The following is an 18,591-nucleotide window of genomic DNA, read 5'->3' as shown; positions in this document are numbered from 1 at the left end:
ATCCTCCGGAATGTTTCCGGTCGACGGGGTATCAACATATCTGGCGTTGACTTTTGGCACGCTGTTGAGTTCTCAAGGAACGGACGCTTCCTTTGCTCCTGTTTCACCAGGCTCTCCGGGCGCTTCCCTTCGGTCTTGCGTTTCCGACTCTATCAGATCCTTGCGGGCCCGATTTTCGCCGGTGCGTTTCCGCCTTTCGGCTTCTTCGCGTTTCCAACCTTACCAGATCCGTTTCCGTCTCTGGCGCCCTGCTGGAGCGGGCTCGGCCGTTTGGCTTTCGCTTTTCGGCCTTTCCGACTCTAACAGATCCGGATTCGTTTCGATTCCGGTTCTGATTTCCGTCGGAGGTCCGCCTCGGAGCAGCTAATTACTGCTGCCCTTTCGGCGGGTTACTACTTTAGCGGCTCTCCCTGGCGACTCATAATCGGGTCGGCGGGGTCGAATTTCGGCAACGCGAAAGAGGACCCCGTCAGGGAATCGTTGAGAGTAGTTGGTTGTGCCGCCTGGCGGTCTGCGCAGATAGCGCTGCCCGTCTCCAGCGGCTCGGGCTACGTTAGGCGGTCCGGCACACGGAGTCAAGTAGCGGTGGTGGCGCGGCGCCTGTTGCGGGGGATGTGGCGGCGGTACGGGCTGACGGTGGGGTCGTCGGCGATCCAATAGCGCCAGGGGTGATCCGCGCCGTCTCCGCCGACGCCGGTGCGCGGGCCGTTGCGTACCCGGTCGGGGGCCGGTGGCTCGCCGTGGAGGAGGGAGAGGGGGGCAGCGCCGCCGTGGCACAGGTCGGTGCTGTCGAGGGTGCGGTCGATGTCGAGGGCGGTGGCCAGGCGGGCCGGGCCCTTCGCCAGTTCATTGGTGCTGCGGGCCTTGGGGCGGCGACCGGCGGCCAGGGGTGCGCCGGTGAGGATCTCGCCGGCGCGCAGCAGGACACCGCTCGCCTTGCCCTCGGGACCGCAGACCACGTTGAGGCTGAACCACATCCCGTAGATGAAGTAGACGTACGCATGGCCGGGCGGGCCGAACATGGCGGCGTTGCGGGCGGTGCGGCCGCGGTAGGCGTGCGAGCCGGGGTCGGTCTCGCCGTCGTACGCCTCGACCTCGGTGAGCCGGAGGGTGATCGGGCCCTCGGGGGTGTTGCGGAGGAGGGTCCGGCCCAGCAGGTCAGGGGCCACGTCCACCACGGGGCGGTCGAAGAAGTCACGGGTGAGCGGCATACGTTCCGGTACGTCGGTCATGCGGACCGAGCGTAGTGGAGCCGTGGGAGAGGTCGGCTGGCCATGGAAGCGCCAGGGTTGGGAAGGTGTGGCGTGGAACCGGCTTGCGCGGTTTCGCGTTCGTAGGAATCAAGCCGAGATCTCGGCGCGCTACACAAAGCACAGGCGTTCCGCCTGGGGAGGACGAGCATGGGATTCAAGAAGCTGCTGGCGAGCCTGGGCGCCGGGGGCGCGTCGGTGGAGACGGTGCTCTTCGAGGAGAACGTGGTCCCGGGTGGGGTCGTGCAGGGCGAGGTGCGGATCCAGGGCGGTTCGGTGCCCCAGGAGATCCAGGGGCTGTCGGTCGGGCTCCAGGCGCGCGTCGAGGTCGAGAGCGGCGAGGAGGAGTACAAGCGGAACGTCGAGTTCACCAAGGTGCAGCTGGGCGGGGAGTTCACCGTGCAGGCGGGAGCGGCGCACACCGTCCCGTTCGGGCTGGAGATTCCGTGGGAGACGCCGATCACCACGTTCCTGGGGACGCATCTGCACGGGATGAGCGTCGGGGTGACGACGGAGCTGGCGATCGCCCGTGCGGTGGACTCCAGTGACCTGGACCCGGTGAATGTGCACCCGCTGCCGGCGCAGCAGGCGATTCTGGACGCGTTCGGGCGCCTCGGGTTCCGTTTCAAGGCGGCTGACCTGGAGCAGGGGCACATCCGGGGGACGCGGCAGCAGCTGCCGTTCTACCAGGAGGTCGAGTTCTACGCGCCGCAGCAGTACCGCGGGCTCAACCAGGTCGAGCTGTCCTTCGTGGCGGACGACCGGGAGATGGACGTCGTCCTGGAGATGGACAAGAAGCCGGGGCTGTTCAGCGAGGGGTCGGACACCTTCCGGTCGTTCACGGTCGGGCTGAACGACTTCCAGGGGACCGACTGGGCGGCGTACCTCAACCAGTGGCTGGCGGAGGTCGGCGGTAAGCGGAACTGGCTCTAACCTGGCCGGACAGGTGTCAGCAAGCGACCAGGAGGTGTTGCAGTGTCCGAGCTGAAGCGGCGGCCGCTCCCGCACGATTTCCATCCGCCGGTGCCGGAGTTCACGGTGCTGAGCGACGAGGTGGAGCCGGGCGGGACGCTGCGGCCGGAGCAGGTCTTCGCCGAGGGGAACCGTTCGCCGCAGCTGCGGTGGGAGGGTGCGCCCGCGGGGACGAAGAGCTACGCCGTCACCTGCTACGACCCGGACGCACCGACGGGCAGCGGCTTTTGGCACTGGTCGCTGTTCGACATTCCGGCGTCGGTGACGGAGCTGCCGGCCGGTGCCGGGTCCGGCGACATGAAGGGGCTGCCCGAGGGCGCCGTCCATGTCCGTAACGACTACGGGACGCGGGAGTTCGGTGGCGCGGCGCCGCCGCCCGGGGACGGTCCGCACCGCTATGTGTTCACCGTCTACGCGGTGGACCAGGAGAAGCTCGGTCCGGACGCGGATGCCTCGCCCGCGGTGGTGGGCTTCAATCTGCGGTTCCACACCCTCGGGCGGGCCCAGCTGATCGCCGAGTACGAGGTGCCGGCGGCGGGCTGAGCGCCGTAATTCCGTTGCGCCCCGGCGCTTCCCGCGCGCACAGTGGTGTCCGTGCCGCCGCCCCGTAAGACGGGCGTCGGGCAGCTGGTACCGCAGTGGCGGAAGCGGCGGGGCGCAGGTGTGTCGCCGGCCGCTTGTCGGAGCCCTACGTGTCTCGGGCGTCCTCGCCGGCTGCCGTTCGCTCCGGGTCCCGCGTAGTTCACGGGGGTGGGACCCGGAGCGCACGCTTTTCGTGCCGTGCGGGCGCCGCCGGAGCACCTCCTTTTCATCTGCCGATCGTCCTCCATTTCCCTTGTGGCGTGCGGAAATTGCGTTGTCCGGGGAATACCTGGCGCTGCAAGGTGGAGCAACTTCGCCACGGGGGCGGAGCGGGTCCGGGAGGTGGACGGGATGCGCGAGACGCTGGTGCTGAATGCGAGCTTCGAGCCGCTGTCGACGGTGTCGCTGCGGCGGGCGGTGGTGCTGGTCATGCAGGACAAGGCCGTCGTCGAGCACGCGCACCCGGGGCTGCGCATCCGTGCCGCTTCGGTGGATCTGCCGGTACCGCAAGTGATCAGACTCAGCAGATACGTCCGGGTGCCGTTCCGACAACGGGCGCCGTGGTCCCGGCGCGGGGTGCTGGTGCGTGACCAGCACCGGTGTGCGTACTGCGGGCGCCGGGCGACGACCGTGGACCATGTCGTACCGCGGTCGCACGGCGGTGGGGACACCTGGCTGAATACCGTCGCTTCCTGTGCGGAGGACAATCACCGCAAGGCGGACCGGACGCCCGAGCAGGCGGGGATGCAGCTGCTGCGGCGGCCGTTCGAGCCGACACCGGCGGATGCGCTGCTGTCGACGCTGGGGGTGTCGGTGCGGGAGGGGCTGCCGGAGTGGCTGGCGCGGCCCGCGCGGCCCGGGGCCGGTCCGGCCGCCGCGTGAGCCATCACCCGACTCGCCTTATTTGAGGAGGAGTTGGGTGATGGCGAGCAGTCCGACGACGACGATGAGGGCGCGCAGGGCGGTGGGCGGCAGGCGGCGGCCCACCTTCGCGCCGAGCTGGCCGCCGAGGGTCGAGCCGACCGCGATCAGGGCGACGGCGGTCCAGTCGAAGTGCGCGACGAAGAGGAAGAGGACCGCCGCCACGCCATTGACGACGGCCGCGAGGACGTTCTTGAGGGCGTTGATCCGCTGGTAGTCCTCATGGAGCAGCACGCCCATCAGGGAGAGGTAGATCACCCCCTGCGCGGCGCCGAAGTAGCCGCCGTAGACGCTGGCCAGCATCAGGCCGAGGAGCAGGACCGGCCCGCCGTCGCGGTGGGCGGTGGTGCCGTTGCGCTCGCGTCGGGCGCGGATCATCGCGGCGAGCCTGGGCTGCGCGACGACGAGGACGAGCGCGACGGCGATCAGCACCGGGACGATGGTGTCGAATGCCTGGGAGGGCAGCGCCAGTAGCAGGATCGCGCCGCCGAGGCCGCCGACGAGGGCGAAGGCGGCGAAGAGCAGGATCCGGCCGCGCTGGCCGGCGAGTTCGCGGCGGTAGCCGATGGCGCCGCTGATCGAACCGGGCACCAGGCCCAGGGTGTTGGACACATTGGCCGTGACCGGTGGCACGCCGAAGGCGAGCAGCACCGGGAAGGTGATCAGGGTGCCGGACCCGACGACGGTGTTGATCGTGCCGGCGCCGATTCCGGCGGCGAGGACGGCAACGGCTTCCCAGATGGTCACGCGAATTCCCCCCGTGCATGATCGGTACGGTTCCGACCGATCATGCACCAGGGGCGCGGCGGTGTCAGTCGATCGGCGGGGCTTCCCGGTTCGGCGAGCTGGGCTTGGGGATGGAGCCACCGCCGCCGGCCGTCGGGTTGAAGTTGCCGATGGCGCCGCCGAGGCCCTTGAGTGCGTCGCCGATCTCGCTCGGCACGATCCAGAGCTTGTTGGCGTCGCCTTCGGCGATCTTCGGGAGCATCTGGAGGTACTGGTAGGAGAGCAGCTTCTGGTCGGGGTCTCCGGCGTGGATCGACTCGAAGACCACCCGGATCGCCTGGGCCTCGCCCTCGGCGCGCAGGGCCGCGGCCTTGGCCTCACCCTCGGCGCGCAGGATCGAGGACTGCTTCTCACCTTCGGCGGTGAGGATCTGCGACTGCCGGACACCTTCGGCCTGGAGGATGGCGGCGCGCTTGTCGCGGTCGGCGCGCATCTGCTTCTCCATCGAGTCCTGGATGGAGGTCGGCGGCTCGATGGCCTTCAGCTCGACGCGGTTGACGCGGATGCCCCACTTGCCGGTGGCCTCGTCGAGGACGCCGCGCAGCGCCGCGTTGATCTCCTCGCGGGACGTCAGGGTCCGTTCGAGGTCCATACCGCCGATGATGTTCCGCAGCGTGGTGACGGTGAGCTGCTCGATCGCCTGGATGTAACTGGCGACCTCGTACGTCGCGGCGCGGGCGTCGGTCACCTGGTAGTAGATGACGGTGTCGATGTTCACGACCAGGTTGTCCTGGGTGATCACCGGCTGTGGCGGGAACGGGACGACCTGCTCGCGGAGGTCGATGCGGTTCCGGATGGAGTCGATGAACGGGACGACGATGTTCAGGCCGGCGTTGAGGGTGCGGGTGTAGCGGCCGAAGCGTTCGACGATGGCGGCGCTGGCCTGTGGGATGACCTGGATCGTTTTGATGAGTGCGATGAACACGAGCACCACCAGGATGATCAGGACGATGATGATGGCGGATCCCACAGCGGCTCCCGTGCCCTTCGTTGCTGGTCCGTGCCGGCCGGCGACCGGCTTGCCGTTGATCAGTCTTTCAGAGACGTGGCTCGTCGCGCAGCGTGTTGGGGTCAGATGACGACAGCGGTGGCGCCTTCGATCTCGACGACGTCGACCTGCTGGCCGGGCTCGTAGACCTGGTTGCCGTCGAGGGCGCGGGCGGACCAGACCTCGCCGGCGAGTTTGATGCGGCCGCCGACCCCGCCGTCGACCCGCTCCAGGACCGTGGCGCTGCGGCCCTTCAGCGCGTCGACTCCGGACGCGAGTTGGGGGCTCTGGCCTCGATGGCGGTTGGCGATGGGGCGTACGACCGCGATCAGCCCGACCGATACGGCGGCGAAGACGATGAATTGCAGGACGGTGCCGCCACCGACGCCTGCGGTGACGGCACCGGCGACGGCGCCGACCGCGAGCATCCCGAATTCGGGCATCGCGGTCACGACGAGCGGAATGCCCAGTCCTACGGCGGCGATCAGCCACCACACCCATGGATCCACGGCTTCATGGTAGATCCGTGCGGCGGCCTGGGACAGGGCACGATCGGTCAGCGGCGCGGATCCGGCGCCTCAAGTTGGCCGGGCGGCGGCGGTCAGGTCAGGGGCAGACCCTGCGCCGTCCAGCGGTCGTTGCCGTTGCGCTCGACGACCAGCGGGAGGCCGAAGCAGTGCGAGAGGTTGCTGGAGGTCAGTTCGAGTTCGAGCGGGCCGGCGGCCAGCACCTTGCCCTGACGGATCATCAGGACGTGGGTGAAGCCGGGGGCGATCTCCTCGACATGGTGGGTGACCATGATCATGGAGGGGGCGTACGGGTCGCGGGCGAGGCGGCCGAGGCGGCGCACCAGGTCCTCGCGGCCGCCGAGGTCGAGGCCGGCGGCCGGCTCGTCCAGCAGGAGCAGCTCGGGGTCGGTCATCATGGCGCGGGCGATCAGGGTGCGCTTGCGCTCGCCCTCGGAGAGGGTGCCGAACTTCCGGTCCAGGTAGGCGGTCATGCCGAGGCGGTCGAGGAAGGCCCGGGCGCGCTGCTCGTCGATGTCGTCGTAGTTCTCCTGCCAGCTGGCCGTCATGCCGTACGCGGCGGTGAGAACGGTCTGGAGCACGGTCTGGCTGCGCGGCAGCTTGTCGGCGAGGGCGATACCGGCGATGCCGATGCGCGGGCGCAGATCGAAGACGTCGACCTTGCCGAGCTGCTCGCCGAGGATCGAGGCGCTGCCGGAGCTCGGGAAGAGGTAGCTGGAGGCGAGGTTCAGCAGGGTGGTCTTGCCCGCCCCGTTGGGGCCGAGGATGACCCAGCGCTCCCCCTCCTTCACCGACCAGGAGACCTGGTCCACCAGAGCCCGTCCTTCGCGGACCACGGATACGTCCACCAGCTCCAGCACATCGCTCATGAGCGCGTTGTCTCCCATTGCTTCTCGGTCGTCGCATACACCTGTAGGCGCAGCCCCCCTGCAAACCTACGCCACTCGTTGTCGGTGCTCTTCCCTAGGCTGGGGACCATGCTCGATGAACCTCGTTCAGGACGGCTGGCAGCATGGGGAAATGCCCTATTGGCCGGACTTGTCTCACCTGATGAAGCCGCGCACCGGATCGCGGACGACGATGCGGTGCACCGCGTGGAGGGCCTGCCCGGGGAGGCGGCGCCGGTCGGGCTGACGCTCGCGCTGGGGCGGCTGCGGGCCCTGGGGGCGGTCGGCCTGCGGGTGGCGCTGCCGGTGCCCGGCCATCCGCTGGGACTGTGCGGACCGCCGGAATTCAACGCGCGGGCCCTGGAGGCCGAGGAGGCGGTGATCGCCTCGGGGGCCGGGCTCGGGCTGATTCCGGAGACGTACGAGGCCGGGCCGGAGGGCGGCGCCGGTCCCGATGTGCATGTGGAGGTGGTCTGGCGCTGTCTGCCGGTGCGGGAGGCGCCGCCCGCCGATGTGCCGTCGCTGGGCGAGGCGGAGCGGGAGCTGGCGGAGGCTCTCCAGGAGGCGACCGCGCTGCTCTCGCGGCTGGATGTGGCCGGGTCCGGCCCGGTGGCGCAGGCGGCGCTGGCGGCCTACCGGGCGCGGGCGGAGGCCGGACGGCAGGTGCTCGCTCCGGGGTATCCGCCGCGTGCGGTGCGGGTGCTGGAGCTGGCGCAGCGCGTCGGTGCGCTCATCGGCATCGCGCAGCAGGCCGGCGGGGACGGCCGGGAGCACGGCGCGGCGGTGAGCTCGTCGGAGATCGCGGCCCGTGCCGAGGCGCTGCGGCCGGTGGAGCGTACGGCCCGGCGGGCGCAGGTGGCGGCGTACAACTCCGCGGTGGAGGAGCGGGAGCGGAACCGGGGCTGAAACGGGACAGGCCCCGCCGGACCATTGTGTGGTCGACGGGGCCCGTGCCGAAGTGGGGCGCACGGCTCTGGGCAGGCGGAGCCGGACACCCCAGATCGGACAACCTCAGTTGTTGGAGCCGATGTTGTCGAAGGTGGGGCTGAGCACACCGATGACATCGGCGCTGTTGCCGGTGGCATTCACGGGGACGTGCACCGGCAGCTGCGCCAGGCTGCCGGAGCCGTCAGCCGGATCCCGCGGGCAGGCCCGTGCTCAGGGGTTGAGGCAGGGGGCGCCGAAGGTGGGGTTGAGCGCACCGATGACGGTGGCGGTGGTGCCACAGGCGTTCACCGGGACGTGCACCGGGACCTGGACGTTGTTGCCGGAGACGATGCCCGGGGAGTCCACCGAGCCGCCCTGCGCCTGCGGGGTGTGCGCCGAGGCGATGCCGGCGCCCGCGAGGGCGAGACCGCTCGCCGCCACCGTGACGGCCATTGCGCGCTTGATGTTCTTCACTTCGCTAGCTCCTCGTTGCCGTTGCCGTGGCCAGCCGCCACGGCTGCACTGGACAACGGCCCGGCCCGGGAGGGGATACGCCAAACGGGCTACGGCTACACGACAGTATGAATCTCGGATCTGACGACGACATTCCGCTTGCTGCCGTTGTACAAGGGCGCCGGGGTTGTACAGGAGACCGCGGTGCGGCGGTTCTCCCGTACGGACGTCAGGCCCCGATGCCGTGCCGTACGGCCCACAGGGCGGCCTGGGTGCGGTCGGCGAGGTCGAGCTTCATGAGGATGTTGGAGACATGGGTCTTGACGGTCTTCTCGGACAGCACCAGCGCGCGGGCGATCTCACGGTTGGAGCGGCCGTCCGCGATCAGGCCGAGGACCTCGCGCTCCCGGTCGGTGAGGGACGTACCGCGCCCCTGGCCGCCGTTGTTCTCCTCCTGGGCGAGCAGCGCGCCGGCCACCTCCGGCTGGAGCAGGACATGGCCCGCGTGTACGGAGCGGATGGCGCCGGCCAGCGCGTCCGGATCGATGTCCTTGTAGACATAGCCGGCCGCGCCCGCGCGCAGCGCCGGGACGACGGTGCGCTGTTCGGTGAAGCTGGTCACGACCAGCACCCGGGCGGGGTTGTCGAGTTCGCGCAGCTTGCGGAGCGCCTCGATACCGTCCATGCCGGGCATCTTGACGTCCATCAGGACCACGTCGGGGCGCAGTTCCTCGGCGGCGGCGAGGCCCTCGGCCCCGTCGGATGCCTCCCCCACCACCTCGATGTCCTCCTGGACCTCCAGGAACGTCCGCAGTCCACGGCGCACGACCTGGTGATCGTCGACGAGCAGGACCCGGATGGCCCGCCCCTCGCCGGTCGCCCGGCGGCCCGGACGCTCCCGGCCGTCGTCCCGGGGAAGCCCCGTCGCACCGTCCCCGTCTCTCTCAGCCACCGGGCACCTCCATCTCGACAGCGGTGCCCTTGCCGGGCTCCGACTCCACGGTGAGCTTCCCCCCGACGCCGCCGGCGCGGTCGTGCATCGAGACCAGGCCGAGATGGCGGCCGGCCCGGCGGACCGCGCGCGGGTCGAAACCACAGCCGTCGTCGGCGATCCGCAGCAGCGCGCCCTGGCCGTCGCGGGTCAGGCTCACCTCGACGGTCTTGGCGCCGGAGTGCCGCAGGGCGTTGTGCAGCGCCTCCTGGGCGACCCGGAGAACGGCCTCTTCCTGGGCGGCGGGCAGCGCCCGGACGCCGTGGGCCTCGAAGGTGACCCGTGCGGAGTGGGCCCGGTCCAGGACCTGGGCCTGTGAGCGCAGGGTGGCGACCAGGCCGTCCTCGTCCAGGGCCGCGGGCCGCAGTTCGATGACGGCGGCCCGCAGTTCGTCGGCGGCCTCCGCGGCCAGCGCGGCGACCTGGTGCAGCTCGTCCTTGGCGCGGGCCGGGTCCCGGTCGACCAGCGCGGTGGCGGCCTGGGCGGTGAGGCGGAGCGAGAAGAGCTTCTGGGCGACGGCGTCATGCAGCTCGTGGGCGAGCCGGGCGCGCTCCCCGGCGATGGTGAGCTCGCGGCTGCGCTCATAGAGGCGGGCGTTGGTCAGGGCGATGGCGGCGTGCTGGGCGAGTATCCCGAGCAGCCGCTCGTCCTCCTCGGTGAAGCCGCAGCCGCCGGCCGGCTTGGGGCAGCGCTTGTTGGCCAGGAAGAGGGCGCCGAGGATCTCGTCACCATCGGCGACCGGCAGACCGAGGAAGTCGGACATATCGGGGTGGGCCGCGGGCCAGCCGCCGAAGCGCGGGTCCGTCCGGACGTCGGCGAGCCGCTCGGGGGTGGCGTTGTGCAGCATCGCGGCGAGGATGCCGTGCTGGCGGGGCAGCGGGCCGATGGCCTTCCACTGCTCGGCGCTGACGCCGTCCACCACGAACTGGGCGAAGCCGCCGTGATCGTCGGGCACGCCCAGGGCGGCGTACTCGGCGTCCAGCAGCTCGCGGGCCGAGGCCACGATCGTCTTGAGGACGTCGCGCACCTCCAGATGCCTGCTCATCGCCAGGATCGCGGTGCTCACCGCGGGGATCCCGGCCCCCGGTCCATTGGTCATGGGCTCACCGTACCGGCGCTGCGACCAGCCCGTATCGGTCCGGCGACGGCTGCCGCCTACGCCCCCCGGCCTAGGCCGAATGCCCTGGCCACGGCCGGTCCGGCGGCCGACGTCCGGGGCGCGGTGCCGTTCCTACCGTGAGGGCGAGGGCCGGGGTCCCGGTCCGGGCCGAAAGGGGATGTGATCATGCCGGTGGCGCTCATCACGGGGGCATCGAAGGGGCTGGGCCGGGCGCTCGCCGCGGCGCTGGCCGGGCGGGGCTGGGATCTGGTGGTGGACGCCAGGTCTGCGGGGCCGCTGGAGGAGGCGGCGCGGGAGCTGCGCGGGGCGGGAGAGGGAGCGGGGCGGGGGACGGCGGCACGGGTGGTGGCGCTGCCCGGCGACGTGGCGGACGCCGGGCACCGGGCGGCGCTGGTGGCGGCGGCCGGTGGGCTGGGCGGGCTCGATCTGCTGGTGAACAACGCGAGTGTGCTGGGGGCCGAGCCGCTGGTGCGGCTGGCGGACCATCCGCTGGACGGGCTGCGGGCGGCGCTGGAAGTGAATGTGGTGGCGCCACTGGGACTCATTCAGAAAGCTTTGCCCCTTTTGCGCAGGTCCTCCTATTCGCCGTCGTATGAGGAAGTCACCCCTCGCATAGATAGCGAGCCTTTTGGGGGTGGCGGCATCAATGGCGAGGCATACGATTCACACCCCAATACCAGGAATGCCCGAAATGCCGGTTCGTCCGATTCATCCCCTTATATAGGGACAGGTGGGGCGATTCTCAACATCAGCTCGGATGCGGCCGTCGAGGGCTATCCGGCCTGGGGCGGATACGGGGCCACGAAGGCGGCACTGGACCAGCAGTCGGCGGTGCTCGCGGTGGAGGAACCGGGGCTGCGGGTGTGGTGGGTGGACCCGGGCGATATGCGGACCGATCTCTACGCGGCCGCCGTCCCGGACGACGACGTCTCGGGGCGCCCACTGCCGGACACGGTGGTTCCCGGGCTGCTGCGGCTGCTGGACGACGGCGCCCCCAGCGGGCGGTATACGGCGGCGGCCACGCCCGGCGGGGTGAGCTCCCGGTGATCGCGGATCTGCTGCGGGTCCCGGACGAGCTGTCGGCCCGGGTCCCCGCCGAGCAGCGGGGGCCCGGCCTGGGCCGGGACGCCGTACGGCTGCTGGTGAGCCGAGGCGCGGCCGAAGTCGGTCACCACGCCTTCGGGGAGCTGCCGGATCTGCTGGTGGCGGGGGACGTCCTGGTGGTGAACACCTCACGGACACTGCCGGCGGCGGTGGACGGCCGGGTCGGGGACGGCCGGGGGCGCGGCGAGCCGGTGGTGGTGCACTTCTCGACCCGGGGCGACCGATGGCATCCGGCGGGCCGGCCGGCGGCCGGCCGCTGGGCGGTGGAGCTGCGCAGCCCGGACGGGCACGGCAGCACCCGGCCGCGGGCGGGCGGCCCGGCGGGCACCGTGGTGCGGCTGCCCGGCGGGGCGCGGCTGGTCCTGGAGGCGCCGGTGGATCCCAAGGGCGTACGACTGTGGTGGGCGCGGGTGACGGGCGGGCGGGTGCCGGAGCTGATGCGGCGCCACGGGCGGCCGATCCGCTACGGCTACACGGACCGGGACCAGCCGCCGGCCGCGTACCAGACGGTGTTCGCGGTGGACGCGCCCGGCGGCGGCAGCGCGGAGATGCCGAGCGCCGCCCGGCCCTTCACCGCGGAGCTGGTGGCGCGGCTGGTGAGCAAGGGGGTGCAGTTCGCGCCGGTCGCGCTGCACACGGGGGTGGCGTCGGCGGAGGCGTTCGAGCCGCCGTACCCGGAGCGGTTCGTGGTGCCGCCGGTCACGGCATGGCTGGTGAACGCCGCACGGGCACGGCGCGGGGCGGCGGTGCGGCGGGGCCGGGCGGCGGGCGGCACTCCGGCCGGGCGGATCGTGGCGGTGGGGACCACGGCCGTACGGGCCCTGGAGTCGGCGGCCGGTCCGGACGGGAGGGTACGGCCCGCGGCCGGCTGGACGGATCTGGTGGTGACGCCGGAGCGCGGGGTGCGGGCGGTGGACGGCCTGCTCACCGGGCTGCACGAGCCCACCGCGTCCCATCTGCTGATGCTGGAGGCGGTGGCGTCGGCGACGGCGGGGACGTCGGACGGGGAGATGCTGCGGCGCGCTTACGCGGCGGCGGTGCGGCGGCGCTATCTGTGGCACGAATTCGGGGATCTGCATCTGGTGCTGCCGGACTGAGCTCCGGGGGCGGTGGGTGCCGCCCCGCCGTGTGAAGCGCTGGACGCCCGCCCAGGCCGCGGGGTCAGGGCGGCGACGGGGCGGCGGCACCGCGGCGGGGCGGCGGGGCGGCGGGGCGGCGGCGGACGGTGGCAGGACGGCGGGGCGGCGGGGCGGCGGGGCGGCGACGTACGACGACAGGACGGCGCAGGCCCGTCGACGCGCGCGCTCGCGGTGATTCCGGCGCGCTTTCCCCGCCCCGGAATGCGAAGTGTCCGATTTGACCAGAAAGTCCCTCGATGGGGTCGCGGACGAGTTCTGGCATATACAGGCTGTGCATTTGCAATTACGTCTGGCGAGACAAACCCCTTGGCGCTGTGACGCCGCGCATAGGACGCAGGTCACTTACGAACGGGGGTAGTGGAACCGGAAATGCGGCGTGAGCTGGGCTGCTTCCATCCGGGACGGAATATTCCGCACCGTGGTTCCACTAAGTCGCATCGTACGTCACACCTTTGCCGGGGCAATTTCCTGCCGCTAAGAATGGCTTTCGTCGCTCGGCGCCGTGGTCGGAAACTCGGCGTTCGCCCCGCTCAAGGCCCGTGCGACCTCCCCCCATTCGGAAGGTCTGTCCCGCCATGCCTAAGCACCTCACTTCTGGTCTCCCCCGCCTGTCCCGGACCCACAAGCTCTCCGTCGCCGGTGTCGCCACCGCCGGCGCCGCCGCACTGGTCTTCAGCATCGTTCCGGGTGCCGGCGCCGACCAGGGCACGAGCCAGGCCACCGCCGTCGAGAACGTGAAGCCGGTTGCCTTCAGCGCGGTGGACACCTCCGCCAAGGCCCAGCAGGCCACGATCACCCAGCAGGCCGACAACTCCGCCGCCAAGGGCAAGGCCGAGGCCGCCGCCAAGAAGGCCGCCGCCGAGAAGGCCGCCAAGGCCAAGGCCGCCGCCGCGGCGAAGGCGAAGGCCGCGAAGGCGCGTGCGGCGAAGGCTGCCGCGAGCCGCTCCGAGGTGCGCGCCGCGATCCCCGCCGCCGCCCCGAAGCCCGCCGCCAAGCCGGTCGCCAAGCCCGCCGCAAAGGTCTACCCGGACAACCTGGACGGCTGGATCCGCGAGTCGCTGGACATCATGGCCAAGAAGGGCATCCCCGGCTCCTACGAGGGCATCCACCGCAACATCATGCGGGAGTCCAGCGGTAACCCGATGGCCATCAACAACTGGGACATCAACGCCATCAACGGCACCCCGTCCAAGGGCCTGCTCCAGGTGATCCAGCCGACCTTCAACGCGTACCACGTCGAGGGCACCTCCTGGAACCTGTACGACCCGGTCGCCAACATCACCGCCGCCTGCAACTACGCGGCCGACCGCTACGGCTCGATGGACAACGTCAACTCGGCGTACTGAGCCGGCGCTTGACGCGGTCCGCGCACACCGCCGAGGGGCGGCACCCATTTCGGGTGCCGCCCCTCGGGCGTTTCTGCGGTGCGCGGCGTTACTTGCGCATGACCTCCGGCTCGTGGCGGCGCAGCAGCCGCGCGACGGCGAAGGCGAGGCCGATGCCCAGCGCGATCAGGATGATCATGTCCATCACATAGACGCCGGTCTGGTGCTTCCACAGCGGGTCCGGGTTGCCCGGCTCCCACGGCAGCAGCGTGTTCATATCGGCGGTCGCGCCCATCGCGCCGACGGCCCAGCGCGACGGCATCAGCCAGGCGAACTGCGCGACGCCCACCGTGTCGAACAGCTGGAAGAGCACGCCGGTGAAGACGACCTGGACGATGGCGAACATGACCAGCAGCGGCATGGTCTTCTCGGCGGTCTTGACCAGCGCGGAGATGATCAGGCCGAACATCATCGAGGTGAAGCCGAGCGCGATGATCGCCAGCGCCATCTCGATCGCCGGGACCTTCGCGACCAGGAGGCCCTCTTCCGGCATGTTCCGGGTCGAGAAGCCGATCGCCGCGATGATCACGCCCTGGATGGCCGTGACCACCCCGAGCACGATCACCTTGGACATCAGATACGCCGACCGCGACAGGCCGGTGGCCCGTTCGCGCTCGTAGATGACGCGCTCCTTGATGAGCTCACGGACCGAGTTGGCGGCGCCCGAGAAGCACATACCGACCGCGAGGATCAGCATGATCGTGCTCGCGTCGCGGTTGGTGCGGTGTCTGTTCAGCGGACCGTAGCCGAGGCCGTAGTCGCTGGGGATCAGCATCGAGACCACACCGAGCACCGCGGGCAGGATCAGCATCAGCCCGAGGAATCCGCGGTCGGAGGCGAGCACCGAGACATAGCGGCGCATCAGCGTCCACAGCTGCGAGCCCCAGCTCTGGGACTTCTGTATCCGGGCCGGCGGCACCTGGACGTTCACCGACTGCGGGGCGACGGCGTCGATGTCGGCGGCGTACATCTGGTAGTGCGGGGAGCCGCGCCAGCGCCCCATCCAGTCGTAGTCGCGGTAGTTCTCGAACGCCGAGAAGACATCCGCCCAGGAGTCGTACTGGAAGAAGTTGAGCGCCTCGTCCGGCGGGCCGAAGTAGGCCACGCCGCCGCCCGGCGCCATCACCAGCAGCTTGTCGCAGAGCCCGAGTTCGGCCACCGAGTGCGTGACGACCAGGACCGTACGGCCGTCGTCCGCGAGGCCGCGCAGCAGCTGCATGACATCGCGGTCCATGCCCGGGTCGAGTCCGGAGGTCGGCTCGTCCAGGAAGATCAGTGACGGCTTGGTGAGCAGCTCCAGGGCCACCGACACCCGCTTGCGCTGACCACCGGAGAGCGAGGTGACCCGCTTGTCCTTGTGGATGTCCAGCTTGAGCTCGCGCAGCACCTCGTCGATCCGGGCCTCGCGCTCGGACTCCGCGGTGTCGCCGGGGAAGCGGAGCTTGGCGGCGTAGCGCAGCGCCTTTTGGACGGTCAGCTCCTTGTGCAGGATGTCGTCCTGCGGGACCAGACCGATGCGCTGGCGCAGTTCGGCGAACTGCTTGTAGAGGTTCCGGTTGTCGTAGAGGACATCGCCCTGGTTGGCGGGCCGGTAGCCGGTCAGCGCCTTGAGGAGGGTCGACTTGCCGGAGCCCGAGGGACCGATGACCGCGATCAGCGACTTCTCCGGGACGCCGAAGGACACGTCCTTGAGGATCTGCTTGCCGCCGTCGACGGTGACGGTCAGATGGCGGGCCGAGAAGGAGACCTCGCCGGTGTCGACGAACTCCTCCAGGCGGTCGCCGACCAGCCGGAACGTGGAGTGACCGACGCCGATGATGTCGTTCGGGCCGACCGGCGCCTTGCCGGACTTGGGGACCGGCTGGCCGTTGACGTAGGTGCCGTTGTGGCTGCCGAGGTCATGGATCTCGAAGCGGCCGTCGGGAGTGGCGCGGAACTCGGCGTGGTGGCGGGAGACCTGGAGGTCGGAGACGACCAGCTCGTTCTCCAGCGCACGGCCGATGCGCATCACCCGGCCCATGTCCAGGCGGTGGAAGGTGGTCGGGCTGCGGTCGCCGCGGGCCGGTGCACCCGCCTGCTGCGCGGGGCGCTCCTGCGGCGGGCGAGCCTGCTGTGGCGGCACGGCCTGCTGCGCGTGCTGAGGCTGCTGCGCCTGCTGCGCCTGCTGGGGCGGAATGTAGGGCGGCTGCTGGGCCTGCGGCGGCGCCTGCCAGCCCTGCTGGGCGGGCGGCTGGTGCGCGGGAGGTGCCTGCCAGCCCTGCGCGGCCTGCTGCTGCGGCGCGCTGAAGGCGTCGGCGGCCGGGGCCGACAAGGTCACCCGGGGGCCGTCGGTGGCGTTGCCCAGGTGCACGGTCGAGCCGGGGCCGATCTCCATCTGGTGGATCCGCTGGCCCTGGGCGTAAGTGCCGTTGGTGCTGCCCTGGTCTTCGATGATCCAGCCGCGGCCGGCCCATCTCACGGTGGCGTGCCGCCAGGAGACCCTGGCGTCGTCGAGCACCATGTCGCCCTGCGGATCACGCCCCACGTTGTAGGACCGGGACGGGTCGAGCGTCCAGGTCCTTCCGTTCAATTCGAGTACGAGTTCAGGCACTCCACGCCCCATTACATAGTCCCCCGAGTGACGCCCTGTATGGGAAGTCTAGGGATGGCGAACATCGTGAGGAACTATTTCAGGCTCGGCCCACGGACCGGAAACCGGGACGGGGCCGGGGTGCAAGGAGTTCGCGCCGGTGCGCCAAACGCTCCCGGAGCACGGGAAGAACCCACGGATGGGCAAAGATCATCGGATACCGGGTGTTACGGACGGACCCGGGTGCGGCGGGGAGCGGCGGCGGCCGCCGAGTACGCCATGCACGTCCGCCCCGGAGGCCGCATGATGGGATGAAGCGGACGAATACCCGAGCGGCAGCGCGGCCCGCCGTGGTCGCGCGCCCTCGGCCTGTCGAACGCTCCGGCCCGGCACGGTCGTTGGCATGCCGAGCGGATGCCCTGGTCAACGGCCCGGGGCGGGCCGGACACGACTCCATAACGATCGACGGCGGCGGCCGGGACCGGGAGCCACGGGGTGCGGGCGCGAGGAACGGGGCCGCGCCGGTCCGAACCCCGGACACCCGTACGGAGCCGCCCGCCCGGCGGCTACCGTAAGGGCACCATGAGCGCATCGCAGACCCCGCCTGCCACCGCCGTACCGGGCGATGACGTACCGACCCTTCTCGTGAAGATCTTCGGGAAGGACCGGCCCGGCATCACCGCCGGCCTCTTCGACACCCTGGCCGCCTACTCCGTCGACGTCGTGGACATCGAACAGGTGGTGACCCGGGGACGCATCACGCTGTGCGCACTGGTCACCGCCCCCTCCCCCGCTCAGGGCGGCTCCGGCGCCGCCGAGGGCGACCTGCGGGCCACCGTGCACAGCTGGGCCGAGTCCCTGAACCTCCAGGCGGAGATCATCTCCGGCCGGGGCGACAACCGTCCGCGCGGCACCGGACGTTCGCACGTCACCGTGCTGGGGCATCCGCTCACGGCCGAGTCGGCCGCCGCGATCGCCGCCGCCATAACATCCACCGGCGGCAACATCGACCGCATCTTCCGGCTCGCCAAGTATCCGGTGACGGCCGTCGAGTTCGCGGTCTCCGGTGCGGCGACCGAGGCGCTGCGCAGTGTGCTGGCGCCCGAGGCCGCACGGCTCGGGGTGGATGTCGCCGTAGTGGCGGCCGGGCTCCAGCGCCGGGCACAGCGGCTGGTCGTCATGGACGTCGACTCGACGCTCATCCAGGACGAGGTCATCGAGCTGTTCGCGGCACACGCCGGCTGTGAGGCCGAGGTCGCCGAGGTCACCACCGCCGCGATGCGCGGTGAGCTGGACTTCGAGCAGTCGCTGCACGCCCGGGTCGAGCTGCTCGGCGGGCTCGACGCGTCCGTGGTCGACGCCGTACGCAAGGAGGTGCGGCTCACCCCCGGGGCCCGCACCCTCGTCCGGACCCTGAAGCGGCTCGGCTATCAAGTCGGCGTCGTCTCGGGCGGTTTCACCCAGGTCACCGATGCGCTCAAGGAGGAGCTGGGGCTGGACTTCGCCTCCGCCAACACCCTGGAGATCGTCGACGGCAAGCTGACCGGGCGGGTCACCGGGCCCATCGTGGACCGGGCCGGCAAGGCCCGGCTGCTGCGGGACTTCGCGCAGCAGGCCGGGGTGCCGCTCGCGCAGACCGTGGCGATCGGCGACGGCGCCAATGACCTCGACATGCTCAACGCGGCCGGGCTCGGTGTCGCCTTCAACGCCAAGCCGGTGGTGCGGGAGGCGGCGCACACCGCGGTGAACGTGCCGTTCCTGGACACCGTGCTGTATCTGCTGGGCATCACCCGCGACGAGGTCGAGGCGGCGGACACCCACGTCGGGTGACCGCACGGCCGCCGCCCGCACCGGCTCGGCCACCTCCGGCGCGGCCAGGCCCGGCACCGCCCGGCGGGAACCCGTCCTTGCACGGCCGAGGGCCCCGGCAGAAACCTCTGCCGGGGCCCTCGTCGTCTCCGCTCCCCGCACGCACCGGGCATGCGGAGGC

At 71.0% G+C, this 18,591-nt stretch carries 16 protein-coding genes and 1 pseudogene; 8 read left to right on the top strand and 9 right to left on the bottom strand.

Annotated features, from left to right (window positions below):
• Positions 1–575 precede the first annotated feature (575 nt).
• Positions 576–1,232, bottom strand: a complete 657-nt coding sequence (locus tag ACFWJW_RS29125) for a DNA-3-methyladenine glycosylase (protein ID WP_387247027.1) — start codon at positions 1,230–1,232, stop codon at positions 576–578.
• 168 nt (positions 1,233–1,400) lie between these two features.
• Between ACFWJW_RS29125 and ACFWJW_RS29120 the strand changes: the two genes are divergently transcribed.
• The 3 genes from ACFWJW_RS29120 to ACFWJW_RS29110 all read left to right on the top strand — a co-directional run bounded on the left by ACFWJW_RS29120 (position 1,401) and on the right by ACFWJW_RS29110 (position 3,686).
• Complete coding sequence (locus ACFWJW_RS29120; RefSeq protein WP_387247025.1) at positions 1,401–2,183, top strand: sporulation protein; 783 nt, start codon at positions 1,401–1,403, stop codon at positions 2,181–2,183.
• A 42-nt stretch (positions 2,184–2,225) separates the two neighbouring features.
• On the top strand, positions 2,226–2,765 hold the full coding sequence (locus ACFWJW_RS29115; protein WP_387247023.1) for a YbhB/YbcL family Raf kinase inhibitor-like protein: 540 nt from the start codon (positions 2,226–2,228) through the stop codon (positions 2,763–2,765).
• Positions 2,766–3,155: 390 nt separating this feature from the next.
• Positions 3,156–3,686, top strand: a complete 531-nt coding sequence (locus ACFWJW_RS29110; protein ID WP_387247021.1) for an HNH endonuclease — start codon at positions 3,156–3,158, stop codon at positions 3,684–3,686.
• An 18-nt stretch (positions 3,687–3,704) separates the two neighbouring features.
• Here ACFWJW_RS29110 and ACFWJW_RS29105 read toward each other — a convergent pair whose 3' ends face one another.
• The 4 genes from ACFWJW_RS29105 to ACFWJW_RS29090 form a co-directional block, all read right to left on the bottom strand.
• Entirely contained in the window at positions 3,705–4,472 is a 768-nt protein-coding gene (locus tag ACFWJW_RS29105) for a sulfite exporter TauE/SafE family protein (RefSeq protein WP_387247019.1), read from the bottom strand.
• 64 nt (positions 4,473–4,536) lie between these two features.
• A complete protein-coding gene (locus ACFWJW_RS29100) occupies positions 4,537–5,481 on the bottom strand; it encodes an SPFH domain-containing protein (RefSeq protein WP_387247017.1) in 945 nt (314 codons plus the stop codon).
• A gap of 101 nt (positions 5,482–5,582) precedes the next feature.
• On the bottom strand, positions 5,583–5,996 hold the full coding sequence (locus ACFWJW_RS29095; protein WP_387247031.1) for an NfeD family protein: 414 nt from the start codon (positions 5,994–5,996) through the stop codon (positions 5,583–5,585).
• A 104-nt stretch (positions 5,997–6,100) separates the two neighbouring features.
• A complete protein-coding gene (locus ACFWJW_RS29090) occupies positions 6,101–6,913 on the bottom strand; it encodes an ABC transporter ATP-binding protein (RefSeq protein ID WP_387247015.1) in 813 nt (270 codons plus the stop codon).
• A gap of 90 nt (positions 6,914–7,003) precedes the next feature.
• Here ACFWJW_RS29090 and ACFWJW_RS29085 point away from each other — a divergent pair, with 90 nt between their 5' ends.
• Positions 7,004–7,819 carry a hypothetical protein gene (locus tag ACFWJW_RS29085; RefSeq protein ID WP_387247013.1) on the top strand — a complete coding sequence of 272 codons (816 nt, stop codon included), beginning with the start codon at positions 7,004–7,006 and terminating at the stop codon, positions 7,817–7,819.
• A 105-nt stretch (positions 7,820–7,924) separates the two neighbouring features.
• Here the strand turns inward: ACFWJW_RS29085 and ACFWJW_RS29080 are convergent.
• The 3 genes and pseudogenes from ACFWJW_RS29080 to ACFWJW_RS29070 form a co-directional block, all read right to left on the bottom strand.
• Positions 7,925–8,293 (bottom strand): annotated as a pseudogene (locus tag ACFWJW_RS29080) (chaplin).
• A 229-nt stretch (positions 8,294–8,522) separates the two neighbouring features.
• Positions 8,523–9,152: a response regulator gene (locus ACFWJW_RS29075; protein WP_387247029.1), complete on the bottom strand. Its 630-nt coding sequence runs from the start codon at positions 9,150–9,152 to the stop codon at positions 8,523–8,525.
• Between the two features lie 85 nt (positions 9,153–9,237).
• Entirely contained in the window at positions 9,238–10,383 is a 1,146-nt protein-coding gene (locus ACFWJW_RS29070) for a GAF domain-containing sensor histidine kinase (RefSeq protein ID WP_387247011.1), read from the bottom strand.
• 186 nt (positions 10,384–10,569) lie between these two features.
• On the opposite strand from ACFWJW_RS29070, the gene ACFWJW_RS29065 reads away from it, so the two are divergent.
• From ACFWJW_RS29065 to ACFWJW_RS29055, 3 genes are all read left to right on the top strand, one after another.
• Positions 10,570–11,451, top strand: a complete 882-nt coding sequence (locus ACFWJW_RS29065) for an SDR family NAD(P)-dependent oxidoreductase (protein ID WP_387247009.1) — start codon at positions 10,570–10,572, stop codon at positions 11,449–11,451.
• A complete protein-coding gene (locus ACFWJW_RS29060; protein ID WP_387247007.1) occupies positions 11,448–12,605 on the top strand; it encodes an S-adenosylmethionine:tRNA ribosyltransferase-isomerase in 1,158 nt (385 codons plus the stop codon). The genes ACFWJW_RS29065 and ACFWJW_RS29060 overlap by 4 nt, the downstream gene beginning before the upstream one ends.
• 617 nt (positions 12,606–13,222) lie before the next feature.
• The gene (locus ACFWJW_RS29055) at positions 13,223–13,993 is read left to right on the top strand and encodes a transglycosylase SLT domain-containing protein (protein WP_387247005.1); all 771 of its coding nucleotides are present in this window, start codon (positions 13,223–13,225) and stop codon (positions 13,991–13,993) included.
• An 88-nt stretch (positions 13,994–14,081) separates the two neighbouring features.
• On the opposite strand, the gene ACFWJW_RS29050 is transcribed toward ACFWJW_RS29055, so the two are convergent.
• The gene (locus ACFWJW_RS29050) at positions 14,082–16,634 is read right to left on the bottom strand and encodes an FHA domain-containing protein (protein ID WP_387247003.1); all 2,553 of its coding nucleotides are present in this window, start codon (positions 16,632–16,634) and stop codon (positions 14,082–14,084) included.
• Positions 16,635–17,183: 549 nt separating this feature from the next.
• Here ACFWJW_RS29050 and serB point away from each other — a divergent pair.
• On the top strand, positions 17,184–18,431 hold the full coding sequence (gene serB, locus ACFWJW_RS29045; RefSeq protein WP_387247001.1) for a phosphoserine phosphatase SerB: 1,248 nt from the start codon (positions 17,184–17,186) through the stop codon (positions 18,429–18,431).
• The last annotated feature ends 160 nt before the right edge of the window (positions 18,432–18,591 follow it).

Source organism: Streptomyces sp. NPDC127097 (assembly GCF_042724075.1).
Taxonomy (GTDB): domain Bacteria; phylum Actinomycetota; class Actinomycetes; order Streptomycetales; family Streptomycetaceae; genus Streptomyces.
Note: the sequence above shows the minus strand (reverse complement) of the source record. Positions and strands in the feature narration are given on the sequence as shown.

Bases quoted from the DNA above. Each gene is read 5' to 3' on its own strand.
- ACFWJW_RS29125 (WP_387247027.1), bottom strand. From the start codon at position 1,232: ATGACCGACGTACCGGAACGTATGCCGCTCACCCGTGACTTCTTCGAC.
- ACFWJW_RS29120 (WP_387247025.1), top strand. From the start codon at position 1,401: ATGGGATTCAAGAAGCTGCTGGCGAGCCTGGGCGCCGGGGGCGCGTCG.
- ACFWJW_RS29110 (WP_387247021.1), top strand. From the start codon at position 3,156: ATGCGCGAGACGCTGGTGCTGAATGCGAGCTTCGAGCCGCTGTCGACG.
- ACFWJW_RS29090 (WP_387247015.1), bottom strand. From the start codon at position 6,913: ATGGGAGACAACGCGCTCATGAGCGATGTGCTGGAGCTGGTGGACGTA.
- ACFWJW_RS29085 (WP_387247013.1), top strand. From the start codon at position 7,004: ATGCTCGATGAACCTCGTTCAGGACGGCTGGCAGCATGGGGAAATGCC.
- ACFWJW_RS29070 (WP_387247011.1), bottom strand. From the start codon at position 10,383: ATGACCAATGGACCGGGGGCCGGGATCCCCGCGGTGAGCACCGCGATC.
- ACFWJW_RS29065 (WP_387247009.1), top strand. From the start codon at position 10,570: ATGCCGGTGGCGCTCATCACGGGGGCATCGAAGGGGCTGGGCCGGGCG.
- ACFWJW_RS29055 (WP_387247005.1), top strand. From the start codon at position 13,223: ATGCCTAAGCACCTCACTTCTGGTCTCCCCCGCCTGTCCCGGACCCAC.
- ACFWJW_RS29050 (WP_387247003.1), bottom strand. From the start codon at position 16,634: ATGGGGCGTGGAGTGCCTGAACTCGTACTCGAATTGAACGGAAGGACC.
- serB (WP_387247001.1), top strand. From the start codon at position 17,184: ATGAGCGCATCGCAGACCCCGCCTGCCACCGCCGTACCGGGCGATGAC.